Source organism: Alcaligenes parafaecalis (assembly GCF_026344135.1).
Taxonomy (GTDB): Bacteria; Pseudomonadota; Gammaproteobacteria; order Burkholderiales; family Burkholderiaceae_B; genus Alcaligenes; species Alcaligenes parafaecalis.
The window spans coordinates 517,732-531,304 of sequence record NZ_JAPKNA010000001.1 but is presented as its reverse complement, the minus strand read 5'-3'; the positions used below and the strand labels follow the sequence as shown (position 1 = coordinate 531,304).

The 13,573-nt window shown below is 56.6% G+C and carries 11 protein-coding genes; 5 read left to right on the top strand and 6 right to left on the bottom strand.

The features are described from left to right. Nucleotides 1-98 precede the first annotated feature (98 nt). The 5 genes from OSH09_RS02470 to OSH09_RS02450 all read left to right on the top strand — a co-directional run bounded on the left by OSH09_RS02470 (nt 99) and on the right by OSH09_RS02450 (nt 6,320). Nucleotides 99-2,024, top strand: coding sequence for a PIG-L family deacetylase (locus OSH09_RS02470; protein ID WP_266120042.1), 1,926 nt, complete (start codon nt 99-101; stop codon nt 2,022-2,024). A 244-nt stretch (nt 2,025-2,268) separates the two neighbouring features. After that, nucleotides 2,269-3,702, top strand: coding sequence for a hypothetical protein (locus tag OSH09_RS02465; RefSeq protein WP_266120041.1), 1,434 nt, complete (start codon nt 2,269-2,271; stop codon nt 3,700-3,702). A gap of 301 nt (nt 3,703-4,003) precedes the next feature. Then, nucleotides 4,004-4,483 (top strand): hypothetical protein, encoded by a 480-nt coding sequence (locus tag OSH09_RS02460; RefSeq protein ID WP_266120040.1) that lies wholly within the window; start codon nt 4,004-4,006, stop codon nt 4,481-4,483. A gap of 54 nt (nt 4,484-4,537) precedes the next feature. Then, entirely contained in the window at nt 4,538-5,149 is a 612-nt protein-coding gene (locus OSH09_RS02455; RefSeq protein ID WP_207874236.1) for a superoxide dismutase, read from the top strand. Nucleotides 5,150-5,384: 235 nt separating this feature from the next. Then, nucleotides 5,385-6,320 carry a helix-turn-helix transcriptional regulator gene (locus OSH09_RS02450; protein WP_222668208.1) on the top strand — a complete coding sequence of 312 codons (936 nt, stop codon included), beginning with the start codon at nt 5,385-5,387 and terminating at the stop codon, nt 6,318-6,320. A 46-nt stretch (nt 6,321-6,366) separates the two neighbouring features. Here OSH09_RS02450 and OSH09_RS02445 read toward each other — a convergent pair whose 3' ends face one another. From OSH09_RS02445 to OSH09_RS02420, 6 genes are all read right to left on the bottom strand, one after another. After that, entirely contained in the window at nt 6,367-7,476 is a 1,110-nt protein-coding gene (locus OSH09_RS02445; RefSeq protein WP_266120039.1) for a class II histone deacetylase, read from the bottom strand. Between the two features lie 88 nt (nt 7,477-7,564). After that, nucleotides 7,565-8,206 (bottom strand): ATP-binding cassette domain-containing protein, encoded by a 642-nt coding sequence (locus tag OSH09_RS02440; RefSeq protein ID WP_207874230.1) that lies wholly within the window; start codon nt 8,204-8,206, stop codon nt 7,565-7,567. A gap of 128 nt (nt 8,207-8,334) precedes the next feature. Next, complete coding sequence (locus OSH09_RS02435) at nt 8,335-9,177, bottom strand: ZIP family metal transporter (RefSeq protein WP_376912141.1); 843 nt, start codon at nt 9,175-9,177, stop codon at nt 8,335-8,337. Nucleotides 9,178-9,544: 367 nt separating this feature from the next. After that, nucleotides 9,545-11,086: a GTPase gene (locus OSH09_RS02430; protein ID WP_266120037.1), complete on the bottom strand. Its 1,542-nt coding sequence runs from the start codon at nt 11,084-11,086 to the stop codon at nt 9,545-9,547. Continuing rightward, nucleotides 11,086-12,348 carry a GTPase gene (locus tag OSH09_RS02425; protein ID WP_266120036.1) on the bottom strand — a complete coding sequence of 421 codons (1,263 nt, stop codon included), beginning with the start codon at nt 12,346-12,348 and terminating at the stop codon, nt 11,086-11,088. Before OSH09_RS02425 ends, OSH09_RS02430 begins: the two co-directional genes overlap by 1 nt. Nucleotides 12,349-12,363: 15 nt before the next feature. Continuing rightward, nucleotides 12,364-13,527, bottom strand: a complete 1,164-nt coding sequence (locus OSH09_RS02420) for a benzoate/H(+) symporter BenE family transporter (protein WP_266120035.1) — start codon at nt 13,525-13,527, stop codon at nt 12,364-12,366. Nucleotides 13,528-13,573: the final 46 nt, after the last annotated feature.

Sequence of the window (13,573 nt, the reverse complement as noted above, 5' to 3'; positions counted from 1 at the left end):
TGCCTGCTTATACTAAGCAGGCACGTTGCTTTCACCCTCTGCAAGCAACGCGGGACGGATCGTTCTGATCCTTGTTTATCCGCGCTCTCCTCCCCTCCATGCCTCTTGCCTCCCTGGCCCTCACCACCTTGAAACGCATTCTGCTCGGCGGACTGTGTGCTTTGCTCTTGCCACTTTCTGCCCATGCGGCCGATGCCTGCCATGGCAGCCGGGATCTGGTCGTTGTGGGCCATATGGATGACGACCTGCTGTTCATGAACCCGGACCTGTCCAGCAATATTCAGGCAGGTGCCTGCATGCAGGTTCTGTATCTGACCGCCAGCGAACGCAAAGGCGGGCTGGAGTATATGTACAGCCGCGAGCAAGGGGTGCGCGCCGCCTATGCTTATATGGCGGGGCTGGTCAATGAGTGGCAGCAAACCCGCTTGATGGTTGGCAGTGCCTCGATAGCGCAATTTACCTTGCGAGCCAGACCCGGCATTCAGCTTAGCCATTTGCGTCTGCAAGACCCGTGGCTGGGCCCCGGCTGGGGAAGCCTGACTCCTTTGAGCCGCGCAGAATCCGTACCCGGCCAAACCGTACAAACACTGGATAGCCCGCAACAGACGCTGAACCGCGAGCAGTTGGTTCAAACGCTGGCCGCCTTGATACGGCTGTACCGTCCCACCAGCGTTCGTTATCTGGATGACACCAACCCGGTCCCTTACACCCAGCTATGCTGGCGCTGTACCGGCCATGGGCACCCGGACCACATTGCCAGCGCCCGTCTGGTTCGGGAAGCCATGCTGGCCGCCCCCGGCAATTACGCACAGATTGGTTATGTGGATTACCCCATTCAAGAACAGGCCAGTAATCTGACCTTGAATGAAATTCACAGCAAGACCGAGATTTTTCGGCGCTATGCCTGGCACGATCAGCATGCCTGCAAAGGCCCGGCGGTGTGTCAGGAACCGGCTGGCCCGGCTGCCGCCTGGGTGCAACGCAGTTACTACAGCAGCCGTGCCGACTATCCCGCCAGCTTGCTCAGTGATCGCAACGGCCAGCTCAGTTTCTTCGCCTCTGGCGAGCAAAACGACGCGATCAACCAATGGGATTTGAGCGAACAACGCTGGACGACCTTGGGCGGACGCACGGCCGATGCCCTTAGCGCCTTCCAGTACCCGGATGGCAGCCCCGGCCTTTTTGCACGCGATGCCACCGGGCAGGTCTGGGTCAGCCGATCTCCTGATGAGGGTGACTGGCTGGCGTGGCAAAAAGTCCCCGGCCCCCGCGTCTTGCACACTCCGATGGTCAGTCGCCATGCCAGTCAAGCCCTTGCCATGGGAACCGACGGGCGTTTCTATTGGAGTGCGGCCCGTCAGCCCGATTACGGCTGGAGCGCGTGGCAAGCGCTGCCCCTGCTGGACCAGGCGGCTTATCCCGCCACGCTTAGCGTAGACAAGCAAGGACGCGCCCATGTGTACGCCAGCAATCTGCAAGGCCAGCTCTTCCAGACCCAGCAACAAAAGGACTTGAAATGGCAAAGCTGGCAAGCGATCCCCTCTGCGCCTATTAGCGGTGGGCTGGCCTCTATCTTGAATGCACAAGGCGGTATTGAGCTGTATATGCGCGACCGCCAAAGCCAGCACTTGCTGCGCCTGACACAGAACAGCAGCGACCGCACCTGGTCACGGCCACAGAACCTGGGCTTGCGCTATGTCGGTGTGCCCGCGCTCAGCCTGGATGAGCAGGAGCAAGTCATCGTGGCTGTCCAGCAAAGTCCGGGCGGTGCCATCATGCTGGTCGATAAAGGCCATGTGTACGAAGTCGACAAACAATCCGCCTCCCAACCCGCGCTGTACAAGCTGGGCAACACGCTGTATCTGGCCAGTCGTCCTATCGGACCTCAGCAACAGTATCGTTTGCTGGAACGTCGTCATGGCAAATGGGTACAAGTGGCCCTGACGCCCACGCCCCCACCCGGAGGAGGACAGTCTTTTAGCGAGGCTCCCGCCTTCATTACCCAACCCTATGTGCAACCGTAAGACGCTCGCCCCGCTTTAAAAAGTAACAAAGTACACAAGCGCCACTCTGGCATCCGCCTCGTCGCTGGGCCAATAAGCGAATCCAGTTATTGATCCAAGCCCAGCCCCCGGACCCGAAGTAAACGCCGCTGTCGTAGTATCTTGTTGCAATAGTGTGCGCCTGCCCTCTCAGCTCCAGTACAATCGCCCGCTAGCGGCCTCCGGCTTATCGGAGCCTTACTCTTTTAGCGAGTCTTCAGAGATCATGAAGCCAACTACCTTATTTGCTGCCCTGCTGGGCGTTGTCATCGGTGCCGGTGGCGCCATTTATTACGCCAAAAACGTACCCACTCCAACAGGCAGCAGCCCAGTCAGCGCCCCCAGCACACTGGGTGCCGCTCAGACTTTGACCTTGGGCCAATCCGTCTCGGGCGAATTGACCAGCAAGAGCTTTTTGAACCTGAGCGACGGCGTACGCAGCAGCTTGTTTGACGTCAAGGCTGAAGCTGGCCAGATCATCAAGATCAGCGTCAGTGGCCCCCTGCGCCCGCAAATCAGCGTGCTGCGCAATGGCGAGCTGGTGACACGTACCCAGCGTTGCGAAGATTGTCCTGACAGCGAAACCAAAGGCCAGGCCACCACATTGGGCTTCAAGGCCGACTTTAACGACACGTACCAAGTGGTCGTCAGCGGCTTCAACACCAGCGCCTACGGTCCTTTCCAAGTCAATGTAGACACACTGAAAGCCTACACGGGCGAGCCTTTGACCCAAGACCAGACTATTCATGACTGGGCACTGGGCGGCCAAAAGCGCTACCGCCTGAATATCGACAAAGATGGCTTGTACAGCCTGGCCATGAAGGCCGAGCAAAACAGCCTGGACGCCTATCTGAAACTGATGGATCGTCGCGGTATGGAACTGGCCTCTGATGATGACAGCGGTGGCGGTACCGATGCCCGCCTGCAGGTTTACCTGAAGGCTGGTGAATACATTGTTCAAGCCAGCTCGGCAATGGGCGCACAGAACTTCCAGGGCGGTTTCTCGCTGGAAATCAAACCGGAAGAGATGACCGGCGAAATCGAACTGAAAACCGGCGACACCCTGAGCCTGGATGGCGACGGTAAAACCGGCCTGTTCACCGGCGAGACCCAAACCTACAGCTTCACCCTGTCCGAACCCAAGCTGGTAACGGTGCAAATGGACGCCCAAGGCTTCCAGGCCACGATGGAAGTGGACTCCAACAGCGCCAACCAATACGGTGACGAAGCAGGCCAACAGCGCGTACGTAGCGTGCTGGCCGCAGGTGACCACACCGTGAAGATTTCCGGCTCCAACCAGGCTGGCCTGTTTGTGCTGGCAGCCTCTAGCGATGATGTGCCTGCCAACGCCGGTGGTGGTGTGATCCGTGTGGGTGAGCCTCGTCAAGCGCTGATGCTGCAAGGCATTACCAGCGACAGCTACACGCTGAACGTGCGTCAGGCAGGCAGCTATGTCATCGACATGACTTCTCCCACCTTTGACACCTACCTGACCCTGCGTAAAGACGGCCAAACCGTGGCAGAAGATGATGACAGTGGTGGCGATCTGAATGCCCGCCTGGAAGTTCAGTTGGAAGTGGGCGAGTACGAAGTCAAAGCCATGTCCCTGGGCAGCTATGACCAGGATATGGAATACGAGCTGTCGGTGAAGCGTCGCTAAGACAATTCCGACACTTTGAGATCAAGGCTGAAAGCTTCCAGGCTTTCAGCCTTTTTCTTGTCCAACCCGTTCCAAACCCTTGACCTGAAGCAAGAGTCCGGCGACTTCAGGGTATACACCTAAAGCGCTTTCCTTACAGCCCAAAGCCGCGGCAACACTGGCTTTCAGCACTTCCCGCCCCCTCTTTCCCCGGCACGTTTGATCTGCTTACGATTTGCTTTTTAGATTCCCTTGATAATATAAATGCAAATCATTATCATTAATTTCATTATTGATGCGCTACCTTTATCAGGAGCAATGCATGCAGACACTCACACAACAGCCGCAACACGCCCTGACCCAGCGAGACGAATTGGCCTCCTGGCGCAATTTGATCACTCAGGGAAACCAGGCTTTCCAATCCCACAATTACACCGATGCCATCGCGCACTATCTACAAGCGCGCGCTTATGTAAAACCGCTGCTCTTTGGCTCTGGCGAGGGTGCAGATGCCACGATAGCCGCCTGGGTGATTGCTCACCTGAACCTGGCCGATGCCTGCGAGCAATTGGGACAAAGCGATGAGCAAGGTCTGCACCTTTGTACCGCACACGAAACCCTATGCTGCGCTGCTGCCAATCCGCGCCTGACGGATGACTGGCGCATGGCCGCCTGGCAGCACAGCCGCCGCACTTATGCCGAGCTGGCCCGCTACGCGCGCCGCTATCCCCATCATGTCCCTACCTGCTCGGCCCTGTTCTTGGGAGCCGTCAGCCCGCAGGAACGCTCTTTTTCTCATTAAGTTTCATTCTGTCCCCCAGGCTGCTGTTGTCTGGGGTTTATCGAGGAGTGCGTTTTGTCTTACACCCTACCTGCCCTACCCTATGCCTACCATGCTCTGGAGCCTCATATTGATACCCAGACCATGGAGATTCACTACAGCAAGCATCATCAGACCTATATCAATAATCTGAATGCGGCGCTGGAAGCGGCTGGCTTGCCTTGTCCACCGATTGATGAGCTGGTTGCCGGGCTGGATACGCTGCCCGAGTCCGTGCGCAATGTGGTGCGCAACAATGGCGGTGGCCATGCCAACCACAGCCTGTTCTGGACAGTCATGACGCCTGATGCGGATACAACGGTGCCCAAGGATCTGGCGCATGCAATTGATCGCGATCTGGGTGGATTTGAAGCCTTCAAGGATGCATTTACCAAAGCCGCTATCTCGCGATTTGGCAGTGGCTGGGCCTGGTTAAGTGTCACCCCCGAAAAGAAGCTGGTGGTAGAGAGCACCGGCAATCAGGACAGCCCCCTGATGCAGGGCAATACACCGATTCTGGGTCTGGACGTATGGGAACATGCCTACTACCTGAAGTATCAGAATCGTCGGCCTGAATACATTGCAGCCTTTTTCAATGTGATTAATTGGCCTGAAGTGTTGAGACGCTATCTGGAAGCAGTCAAGTAAGACAGCCTGACTGCGACCGTGGTCCGTGTTCTCCAGATTTGAAGAAACACGGTGAAGCCACCTGCTCTGTCACCCGATCAAGACAACCCTCCGCCACGGAGGGTTCTTGTTTTTGGGGCCAAGGCTAAAGAGCCGGCCTCCTCCTGTGACCTGGGTTTGGCCCGATTGCGCGCTCAAGCACCACACGCTATGTTGGTAGTTAGCGCCCTTAGCAAATTCTTCCTCAGGCCCCACCATGTTGAGTCTCTGCGACCGTATCCAATCCCTACGTACGCTGTTTCACTTCGATGCGGTGCAGCTTCTTGGTTGCGCCCCGCACAGCCGTACTCATCTGGAGCTGCATTGCGAGGGCTATAACATGAAGTGTGCCTCGGCCTTGGGGACCGGCTTTCCGCAGATTTACGCGCCGGGCTTTACGGCACAAGCCTCCCCCCAGGATTTGCTGCCACCGTCCATCTCCGAATGCTCGGACACCATGAATCCCCCCTTTCGCAGCACCGCCATTTACACGGATGCCCTGCTGCGCGGTGGTTTCCAGGACGGGATGACGGTAGAGCTGCAGCGGGGCGATGCTTATCTGGGGATGATTCACTTTTCTTCCCAGCAAGCCGGCCGCTTCAATCGCCATGTGCGCACACTGGCACTGGGCGCCAAAGTATTGCTGGAAGACGCCATGCAGAATATGGCACCACCCAACGGCATCGTGCTGCATCTGGTGCCACAAGCGGGTGGGCTCGCCTTGCGCGAAGATATGGCAACACACGCTCCAGCCTTCAGCCCCGCCCTGGCCAAAGCCCTGTCCTTCATGCGACAGGAGGCATCCACATTGCAGGCATTCTGGCTGGAAGGAAAACGCAGCTATCGATTGCAGGCGCAGCGTTTTCCAAAGGGAGATGTCCTGGTCAGACTTGTGCCCACGGCCTTGCCCGCTGCATTAAGCGCCAAGGAAATCCAGGTACTGGGCTGGCTGATGACGGGCTATACCGACCGGGAGATCGCCGCCAGTCTGTTTCTAAGCGAACGCACGGTGCATTCGCATGTGACCTCTTTGCATCGCAAGCTGGGGATTACTCGTCGAACAGAGGCGGCGGTCAAAGCCGCGCTTAATCATTGGTATGTGCCTGATGCGCATGGTGCCATCCTGGCAGCCGTGCCCGGACTCTCCCACTGATGAGGCAAAGTCCAGGCACCGCTCAAACTACACCGCCAGGAAACGATTAACGCAAATCGCTTAGCAAAGCCGCAGCCTCGTCCACGCAAGCACGTTCGGCATCCAGCAACGTGTCACCCCCCATACCACCCAGAAACTCTGCATAAGGGTCCGCCAAGCTGCGTACACCCGTCAGTTCCTCGATAACGGCCTGACCACAAAACGGCAGGTAGTGCGGGCTGTAGCCCCCTTCCTGCACAAAGGCAATGCGGCCTTCGCACACATCCTGGGCGCAATCGATAATCTGACGCGCCATCTGGCGAAAGCCCGAAGCGGTCACCATCATGCGAGCCAAGGGGTCCATCATGCTGGCATCAAAGCCGGAACCCACGATGATCAATTGCGGCTTGTAAGCGCGCAAGGCAGGCAGCACCACTTTTTCCATGGCATAGCCGTAGGCCGCATTCCCGCCGCCAGGTGGCAGTGGAATGTTCAGGTTGTAGCCCAGGCCCTCGCCTTCACCACGTTCGCTGGTGTAACCACTTTGAGCGGGAAAGCACAGATGCTGATGCAAAGAAATCGTCAATACGGAAGGATCATTCCACCAGATGTCCTGGGTGCCATTGCCGTGATGCACATCCCAATCCACAATCGCGACACGGTCCAGCCCCAGCTCCTCACGCGCATACGCGGCGGCCACCGACGTATTGTTGAAAATGCAGAAACCCATTGCTCCGGCACGGGGAGCGTGGTGGCCCGGCGGGTTCACCAGCGCATAGCCATTGCTGACTTCCCGGCTGACCACTTGCTTGACCAGCTCAATCGCACCACCCGCGGACAGCATGGCAATTTCAAGACCGCCATTGCCCATGGTAGTGATGCCGTCACCCGTATCGCCCCCGGTCGGCAAGGCGCTGACCCGTTTCATATTCGCCAAATGCTCTGCGGTGTGAACACGCAAAATATCCTTGTCGCGTGCAGGTTTGGCCTGGATGGTGGTCAGGTGATCAATCTGCCCGGATGCGCAGACCAGTTCGTGAAAGCGGCGCTTGGTGTCCGGGTGGGCCAGATGGTGACCAATCGGCTGTAAACGAGCCCCCAGATTGGCCGAAGCCAGACTGCCTGTCCCAGTGTCGACCCAGCCGTAAAGCGTGTTCCAAATATATCCTGTTGCCATGTCGTCTCCTTTATTTTGGTTTGCTTGGCAGAACCATAGTAGAGAGATGGACAGGTGAAAGAATCCGTAGGATTGCCGAATTTGCGGCTTAGACGTGCCCGGTAATCTGGGATGAGGCGCCCAGGTCAGCAACATTGATGGTTTGCGCGTCACAAGCCTGTACCAGTTCAAAATCGTAGCTGGCAAACAGCACGACGCGATCCTGAGACCAGATATTGAACTGTTCAGCCAGAGCACTGCGAGCCTGCGCGTCCAGCCCATTGCTGGGGCCGTCTGCAATGATGACGGCCGGATTTCCCAGGGCAGCCGCCGTCAGAAAAACCTTGCGGCGCGTCCCTGTCGACATCTGTTCAAAGCGCTTGTCCAGATGCGGCACCAGCCCCAGCCTGTCAGCCAGATCCAGCGCGGCTTCGTCCACCCTTGTGTTCTTTTCAGACGCAACTTGCTCCAGCAATCCACGCCCAGTCTGTGACGGGAAGAGCATGCAATTATCGGGAACATAGGCCATACGGGCCCTGGCTTGCCGTGGCGCTTGCGCCAGTGAATGCCCATCAATCCAAACCTCGCCCGCATCCGGCTCGATCAGGCCCGCAATAATGTTGAGCAAGGTGGATTTGCCCGTGCTGTCTTCTTCACAAAGCGCCACACATCCAGGCTGGAAAGTATGAGTCAGCCCCTGAAATACGGGGTAGTCGCCATAGTGTTTACTGAGATTGTCGATGCGTAGCATGCTGGAACGTATTGATAAGGTGAAGGATTGATTCGCGGGGGGGCTTCAGATAGTTTGAAGCCTCTCCTGCGCCGGTTTTTTACCAGCGGCAGGAAAGGCTTGATTTTAGCCTACGCGAAACAAAGCTCTTATCCCAACGCGGTATCCAGCAACATCATCAGTACAAAGCCAATCATCAAACCGCCCGTCGCAAAGGTTTCGTGTCCTTGTCGGTGCGATTCCGGGATGATTTCGTGGCTGATCACAAACAGCATGGCACCGGCGGCAAAGCCCAGACCAAAGGGCAACAGCACCAGCGAGCTGCTGACGGCAACCGCACCCAGCACGGCGCCTATCGGCTCAACCAAACCGCTGGCCATACCCAGGAGAACGGAAAAAGTACGGCTATAACCGGCGGCCAATAAAGCCAGCGCGACAACCAGGCCCTCGGGTACGTCCTGAATGGCAATACCGGTGGCCAGTGCATTGGCGCGCACGCCTTCATTACCGACATAACCCACACCAATAGCCAGACCTTCAGGGAAGTTGTGCAAGGTAATCGCGATCACAAACAACCAGGTGCGACGCAGCTTGGTAGACGAGGTGCTGCCGGGGCCTTCGCGTCCTTTGATGAAGTGTTCGTGAGGCAAGATACGATCCAGCAACATCAAAGCCGCCGCACCTAACAAGATAGCCAGGCCAACCGCCGAGCCTGCACCCCAGGCACCGCCCCCAAATACCTGCTGGTTTTCTGCCGCTTCCAGGCCGGGCAGCACCAGCGAGAAAGCACAAGCCGCCAACATCACCCCTGCCCCAAAGCCATACAAGGTATCTTGCGTGCGCTGCGACATGGTTTGGGAGAACATCACGGGCACCGTACCCAGTGCCGTTGCCAGCGCAGCGATTGAACCACCGACCAGAGCCTGCAAGACCACCGGGTGATCTTGCGCATAAAGCCAAAACTGATGACAGAGGGCCCAGACGCCCCCCATGGAGATGATTAATCCAACCCACAGGCGCAGATGTTGGCGCCAGTTAGGCGAGGTTCCCTTATTGGGTAAAAAATAGTGGCTTGTTTTCGGTTTCATAGCCATGCGCCCCAGAAAATTACGCTATCCCAGGATGCCCGGTACAGACGCAAAGAGCCGTAAAACGGCTCTTTGCTAAGGCATGGATGCTGTACAAATCATCATAGCGACTTCATCTTCGATTTAAAACATAAATATCGAAATGCTAACAATTCTCATTAGCATTTCAACAAATAAGCCACAATCTGCGAAATCAACACGGGTTTTTGACGGCTAGATAAACTACGTTTCTCTACTCTACATGATCTTGTAATACCGAAACATCGATACTTCAAGCTGTGTGCAATTGATGCTTGATCGCCTCCAGGGATTGCGCCTGTTCGGCCACCGCATTTTCCAGTTGCAGCAGTTCTTGCTTTAGCTGTTCCAGACTGTGCTCGGCCTGCTCGACAAGCGGCTCAGCCAAGGCTTGGGCGCTGTCCATAATCACATCATTCAGGCTCATATACAGACGGTTGTAGTCAATCAGGGGCGCTTGCCCTTCTTCCTGCTCCTGAAAGACTTCATAGCCAATATGGGCAGGCACCATCAGCGTGGGTGCAGCAGGCTGTATCAGTTGATAATTGCCCAGCAGAACCTGGCTTTGCGCTGCCAACTCTTGCGCTACGCTCTGCCCAAGCTCGGCACGCACGGCCGCCACATCCTGCTTGGCGGCATGGGCTTCCAGCACCGTAGGCAATTGCGGCACAACACGACGCCAGGTGCTTTCTGTCAGAATTTGTACGGCCCCTTGCAGCAAGGCCGTTTGCTCATCAATACGCTGACGCAATTGGGCAGCCGCTTGTTCCAGGGTTTGCGTCAAGGGGCCAAGTATGGCCTCTTCAATATGGTGCAACTGCAATTCGGCCGGTTTGCGTTGCTTGTAAGCCAAGGCCGGTCCCAATAGATCTTGGACTGCCAGATACAGGCGCTCGAAACCCGCCTGCTCCAGCCCCTGCACGTCGTCCTGCTGGCTACGCGCCATATGCACGGACAAGGACACCGCGGGTTTGAGCAGATCACTACCAAGGCCCCAATGGTTCAAGGCCTGTGCAGCGCGAGTCATTACATCTTCTTCCTGCAACTGGCGGTTTTCTACCGTTTTATTGCACAGAACTTTAACGATCTCGTCATCGATCTCATCTTCTTCAATGCGATCGCTACGGGTGATAACCGGCAATAAAGGCTTGTTGCGACGCAGCTCCACCAGCAAATCGCCCAGCTCCTGAACTTGCCCCGGCGCACTGGAACTGCTCAGCCACAAAAGCGCATCGGTGCTTTCCAGAAACTGCTGCGTCAAAGCAGCATTATGGGCATTGGCCGAGTGCAGGCCGGGGGTATCCAGCAAGACCAGTTTTTCGCCCAGGCAAACCCCTTGCAAAGCCACCGTCGTTTCCGTCGCGCCTTCCTGAAACCCTTCAGGCATAGGCTGTATCTGCCCATCCGCCAAGCGGAAGAAATCCACGCTCTGCCCTTGCCGCCGAAACCGATCAGCCAGGAAATTGCATAACGAACTTTTACCAGCGTTAAAGGAGCCAAACACCAGCAGCATGATGCGATCCCGGAAGCGATCCGCCAGATCCTGAGCCGGTGCCAGCGCAGTCCAGGAATCTGCCCAACTCTCGCGCTGCTGCTGCAATTGCTGATTCAAATGCCCGGCACTCTGCGCCAAGGCGCCCTGCTCGACCAGCGCAGTACTGGTCAAGGCTTGGGCCACGGTCGTTTGGCCCAGATCCACCAGCCATTGCTCCATCTTGGCAATAGCGGGCTGCATATCCTGACTGGCAGGATTCAGCGCCGCAACGGCCTGGATAAACGAGCGTTCCACCGACATTACGCATGCTCCAATGTAGACAAACCTTCCAAAGCCTGACGTGTTTGCTCAAGCTGGCTCTCGGTGAGCTCAATCTGCTTTTCCAAGGCAACGCGGCCGTCCGAGACTTCAAAATAATGCGTGAAGTCCTGCACCAGCTTGTCGCGTCCGGCCTGTTCGCAGAAGATGCGGCGTAAATCGGCACGGTACTTCACTGACACGCCCATCACCGCGATCATGACGGTATCCATGCTGCGTACCGACGTACGTTGAGCGGCAGGCAGGCCTACGGCACCGTATTCCACCAAGTGTCCGTTAATGGCGATACACGCACGTGAATAGGCAATCTGCAAACGAGCGCGCTCCTGCTTGCCCGCCGTCATCTTGAAACCGAACTCAAAGGTATCGGGCACCAGGGAATGGTCTACACCGGGAGCATTGATCACCGGCTGCAAATCAATCTCTATCCCTTCCAGAATCTTGCTCAGGCCTTCAATAAAATCAATACGCTGCTGCTTTTGTGTCTGCTGCAAACTGTTCAGGCTGTGTTCCTGTGCTTGCTGCAAGGCATTGAGCTCTTGTGTCAGTTCAGTCAGCAAGGCTTCACGCTCAAATTCGCGCGCTTGCGGCACACGCTGCAAAGCGGCTGCCAAGGAAGCCTGCAAGGCGGGAATACCGCTTTTTTCCAGCATGCGTTGCTTGGCGCCTTCACGACCCTGGCGATAGCGGGTGCTGGACACAGGGTGCAAAGTCGCACTGGCGCACTGCTGCTGAATCGCTGTCAGCACTTTGTCTTGTTGAGCATCATCGGCCAACTGATCGATCTGGCTGATCACAATCAGGTTCTGGCGCTGCGAGCGCTGATGATCTGCCGCCAACTCTTGCAGCAAATTGCTTTCCAGTGCATCCAGTTCGCCCTCTTTGGCGGCGTGCACGAACAAGCGAATATCTGCCTGCAAACCCATGGCTTCACGCGCCAGGGCATCATCTTGCAAGGCGACGTCCGCATACAAACCGGGGGCATCCAGCCAGCGCACGCCTTCGTGCACATGCTCGGCCAAAGCCACTGTTTCACGGCGATCCGCGACGTTAAACACATCGCTGCCCATCAGCTCGTTCAACAAGCGGCTTTTGCCGTGATTGTATTTACCGACTACGGTCACCGTTGGCGGCACATTCAACTGCAAGAGAACGCGCAAACGATCCAGATCCCAACGGCGCTGTGGCAAGACGGCCAAGACAGGCTCTAATACATGGTCAAGGGATTCAGCCAACTGATTCATAGTCTCTTCCTTTTTTCACTTATGTCTGGAACCCAACAAGCGGTAGGCCAACAGGCCAAACACGACGCCCCAGAATGCGGCGCCCAGTCCAAACAAGCTCATACCTGATGCGGTCGTTAAAAATGTGATGACCGATGGCTCTATATAGCCACTTTCGCTGACCATCACCCGCATATTGGCCACAATGGCCCCTATCAAGGCCAGACCCGCCAAGGCTGCAATCAGCGACGCGGGCAAGGCGGTAAATAAATACACAATCGAACCGGCAAAGGTTCCGCCCAGCAGGTAAAACACGCCATTGGCAATCCCGGCGACATAGCGTTTGTCGGGATCAGGATGGGCGTCTTTTCCTGTACACAAGGCCGCCGTAATGGAGGACAGCACAATAGTGATGCCACCAAAACAGGCCACCAGCATCGATGCCAGGCCGGTCCCCGCCAATACGGGTCGCGATGGCGTGGGATAGCCTGCCAACTGCAACACCGCCATGCCCGGCAGATACTGCCCCGTCAAACTGACCAGGACCAACGGCAAGGTCAGGCTAAGCAAAGTGGCGATATTGAATTCCGGGCTTACCCACACCGGGCTGGCCAATTCCAGCTTGAAGGCCTCCATATGGACTTGCCCGCTGGCGATGGCCATCACAAATCCCGACAACGCCACCAACACAATCACGTAGCGCGGCAAAAACCGTTTGCCCAGCAAATACACTGCAAACATCACCAGCACAATGGCAGGCATATCCGTACTGGACTTGAAGGTCGCCATACCAAACTGCAGCAAAATACCGGCCATCATTCCCCCGGCAATGCCTTTGGGGATGAAGGAAAGAATCTTTTCAAAACCGCCCGTCAAACCAATGACGACAATAATCAAGGCTGCGCTGAGATACGCCCCCACCACTTCAGGCATGGAAATCTGGGGAAACAAGGTCAGCAACAAAGCCGTGCCCGGTGCTGACCAGGCCGTAATAATGGGCAGCTTCAAATAGGCACTAAGGAGCAAGCCGCTCAAGCCTGAACCGATGGAGATCGCCCAGATCCAGGAGATCAGCTCCGCATCGGCAATCCGTCCAACTTGTGCAGCCTGAATAAAGATCAGCAACGGCCCGGCGTACGCAATCAACACCGACAAAAATCCGGCTACCCAGACCGACGCCGATCCACTTTTCAATCCCATCTTCTTGTCTCCCCAGTCTTGTTCTTTGAATTCTCAACTTTACTCG

Coding starts and splice junctions, on each gene's coding strand:
- OSH09_RS02470 (WP_266120042.1), top strand. CDS start 99: ATGCCTCTTGCCTCCCTGGCCCTCACCACCTTGAAACGCATTCTGCTC.
- OSH09_RS02465 (WP_266120041.1), top strand. CDS start 2,269: ATGAAGCCAACTACCTTATTTGCTGCCCTGCTGGGCGTTGTCATCGGT.
- OSH09_RS02460 (WP_266120040.1), top strand. CDS start 4,004: ATGCAGACACTCACACAACAGCCGCAACACGCCCTGACCCAGCGAGAC.
- OSH09_RS02450 (WP_222668208.1), top strand. CDS start 5,385: ATGTTGAGTCTCTGCGACCGTATCCAATCCCTACGTACGCTGTTTCAC.
- OSH09_RS02445 (WP_266120039.1), bottom strand. CDS start 7,476: ATGGCAACAGGATATATTTGGAACACGCTTTACGGCTGGGTCGACACT.
- OSH09_RS02440 (WP_207874230.1), bottom strand. CDS start 8,206: ATGCTACGCATCGACAATCTCAGTAAACACTATGGCGACTACCCCGTA.
- OSH09_RS02435 (WP_376912141.1), bottom strand. CDS start 9,177: ATGGGGGGCGTCTGGGCCCTCTGTCATCAGTTTTGGCTTTATGCGCAA.
- OSH09_RS02430 (WP_266120037.1), bottom strand. CDS start 11,086: ATGTCGGTGGAACGCTCGTTTATCCAGGCCGTTGCGGCGCTGAATCCT.
- OSH09_RS02425 (WP_266120036.1), bottom strand. CDS start 12,348: ATGAATCAGTTGGCTGAATCCCTTGACCATGTATTAGAGCCTGTCTTG.
- OSH09_RS02420 (WP_266120035.1), bottom strand. CDS start 13,527: ATGGGATTGAAAAGTGGATCGGCGTCGGTCTGGGTAGCCGGATTTTTG.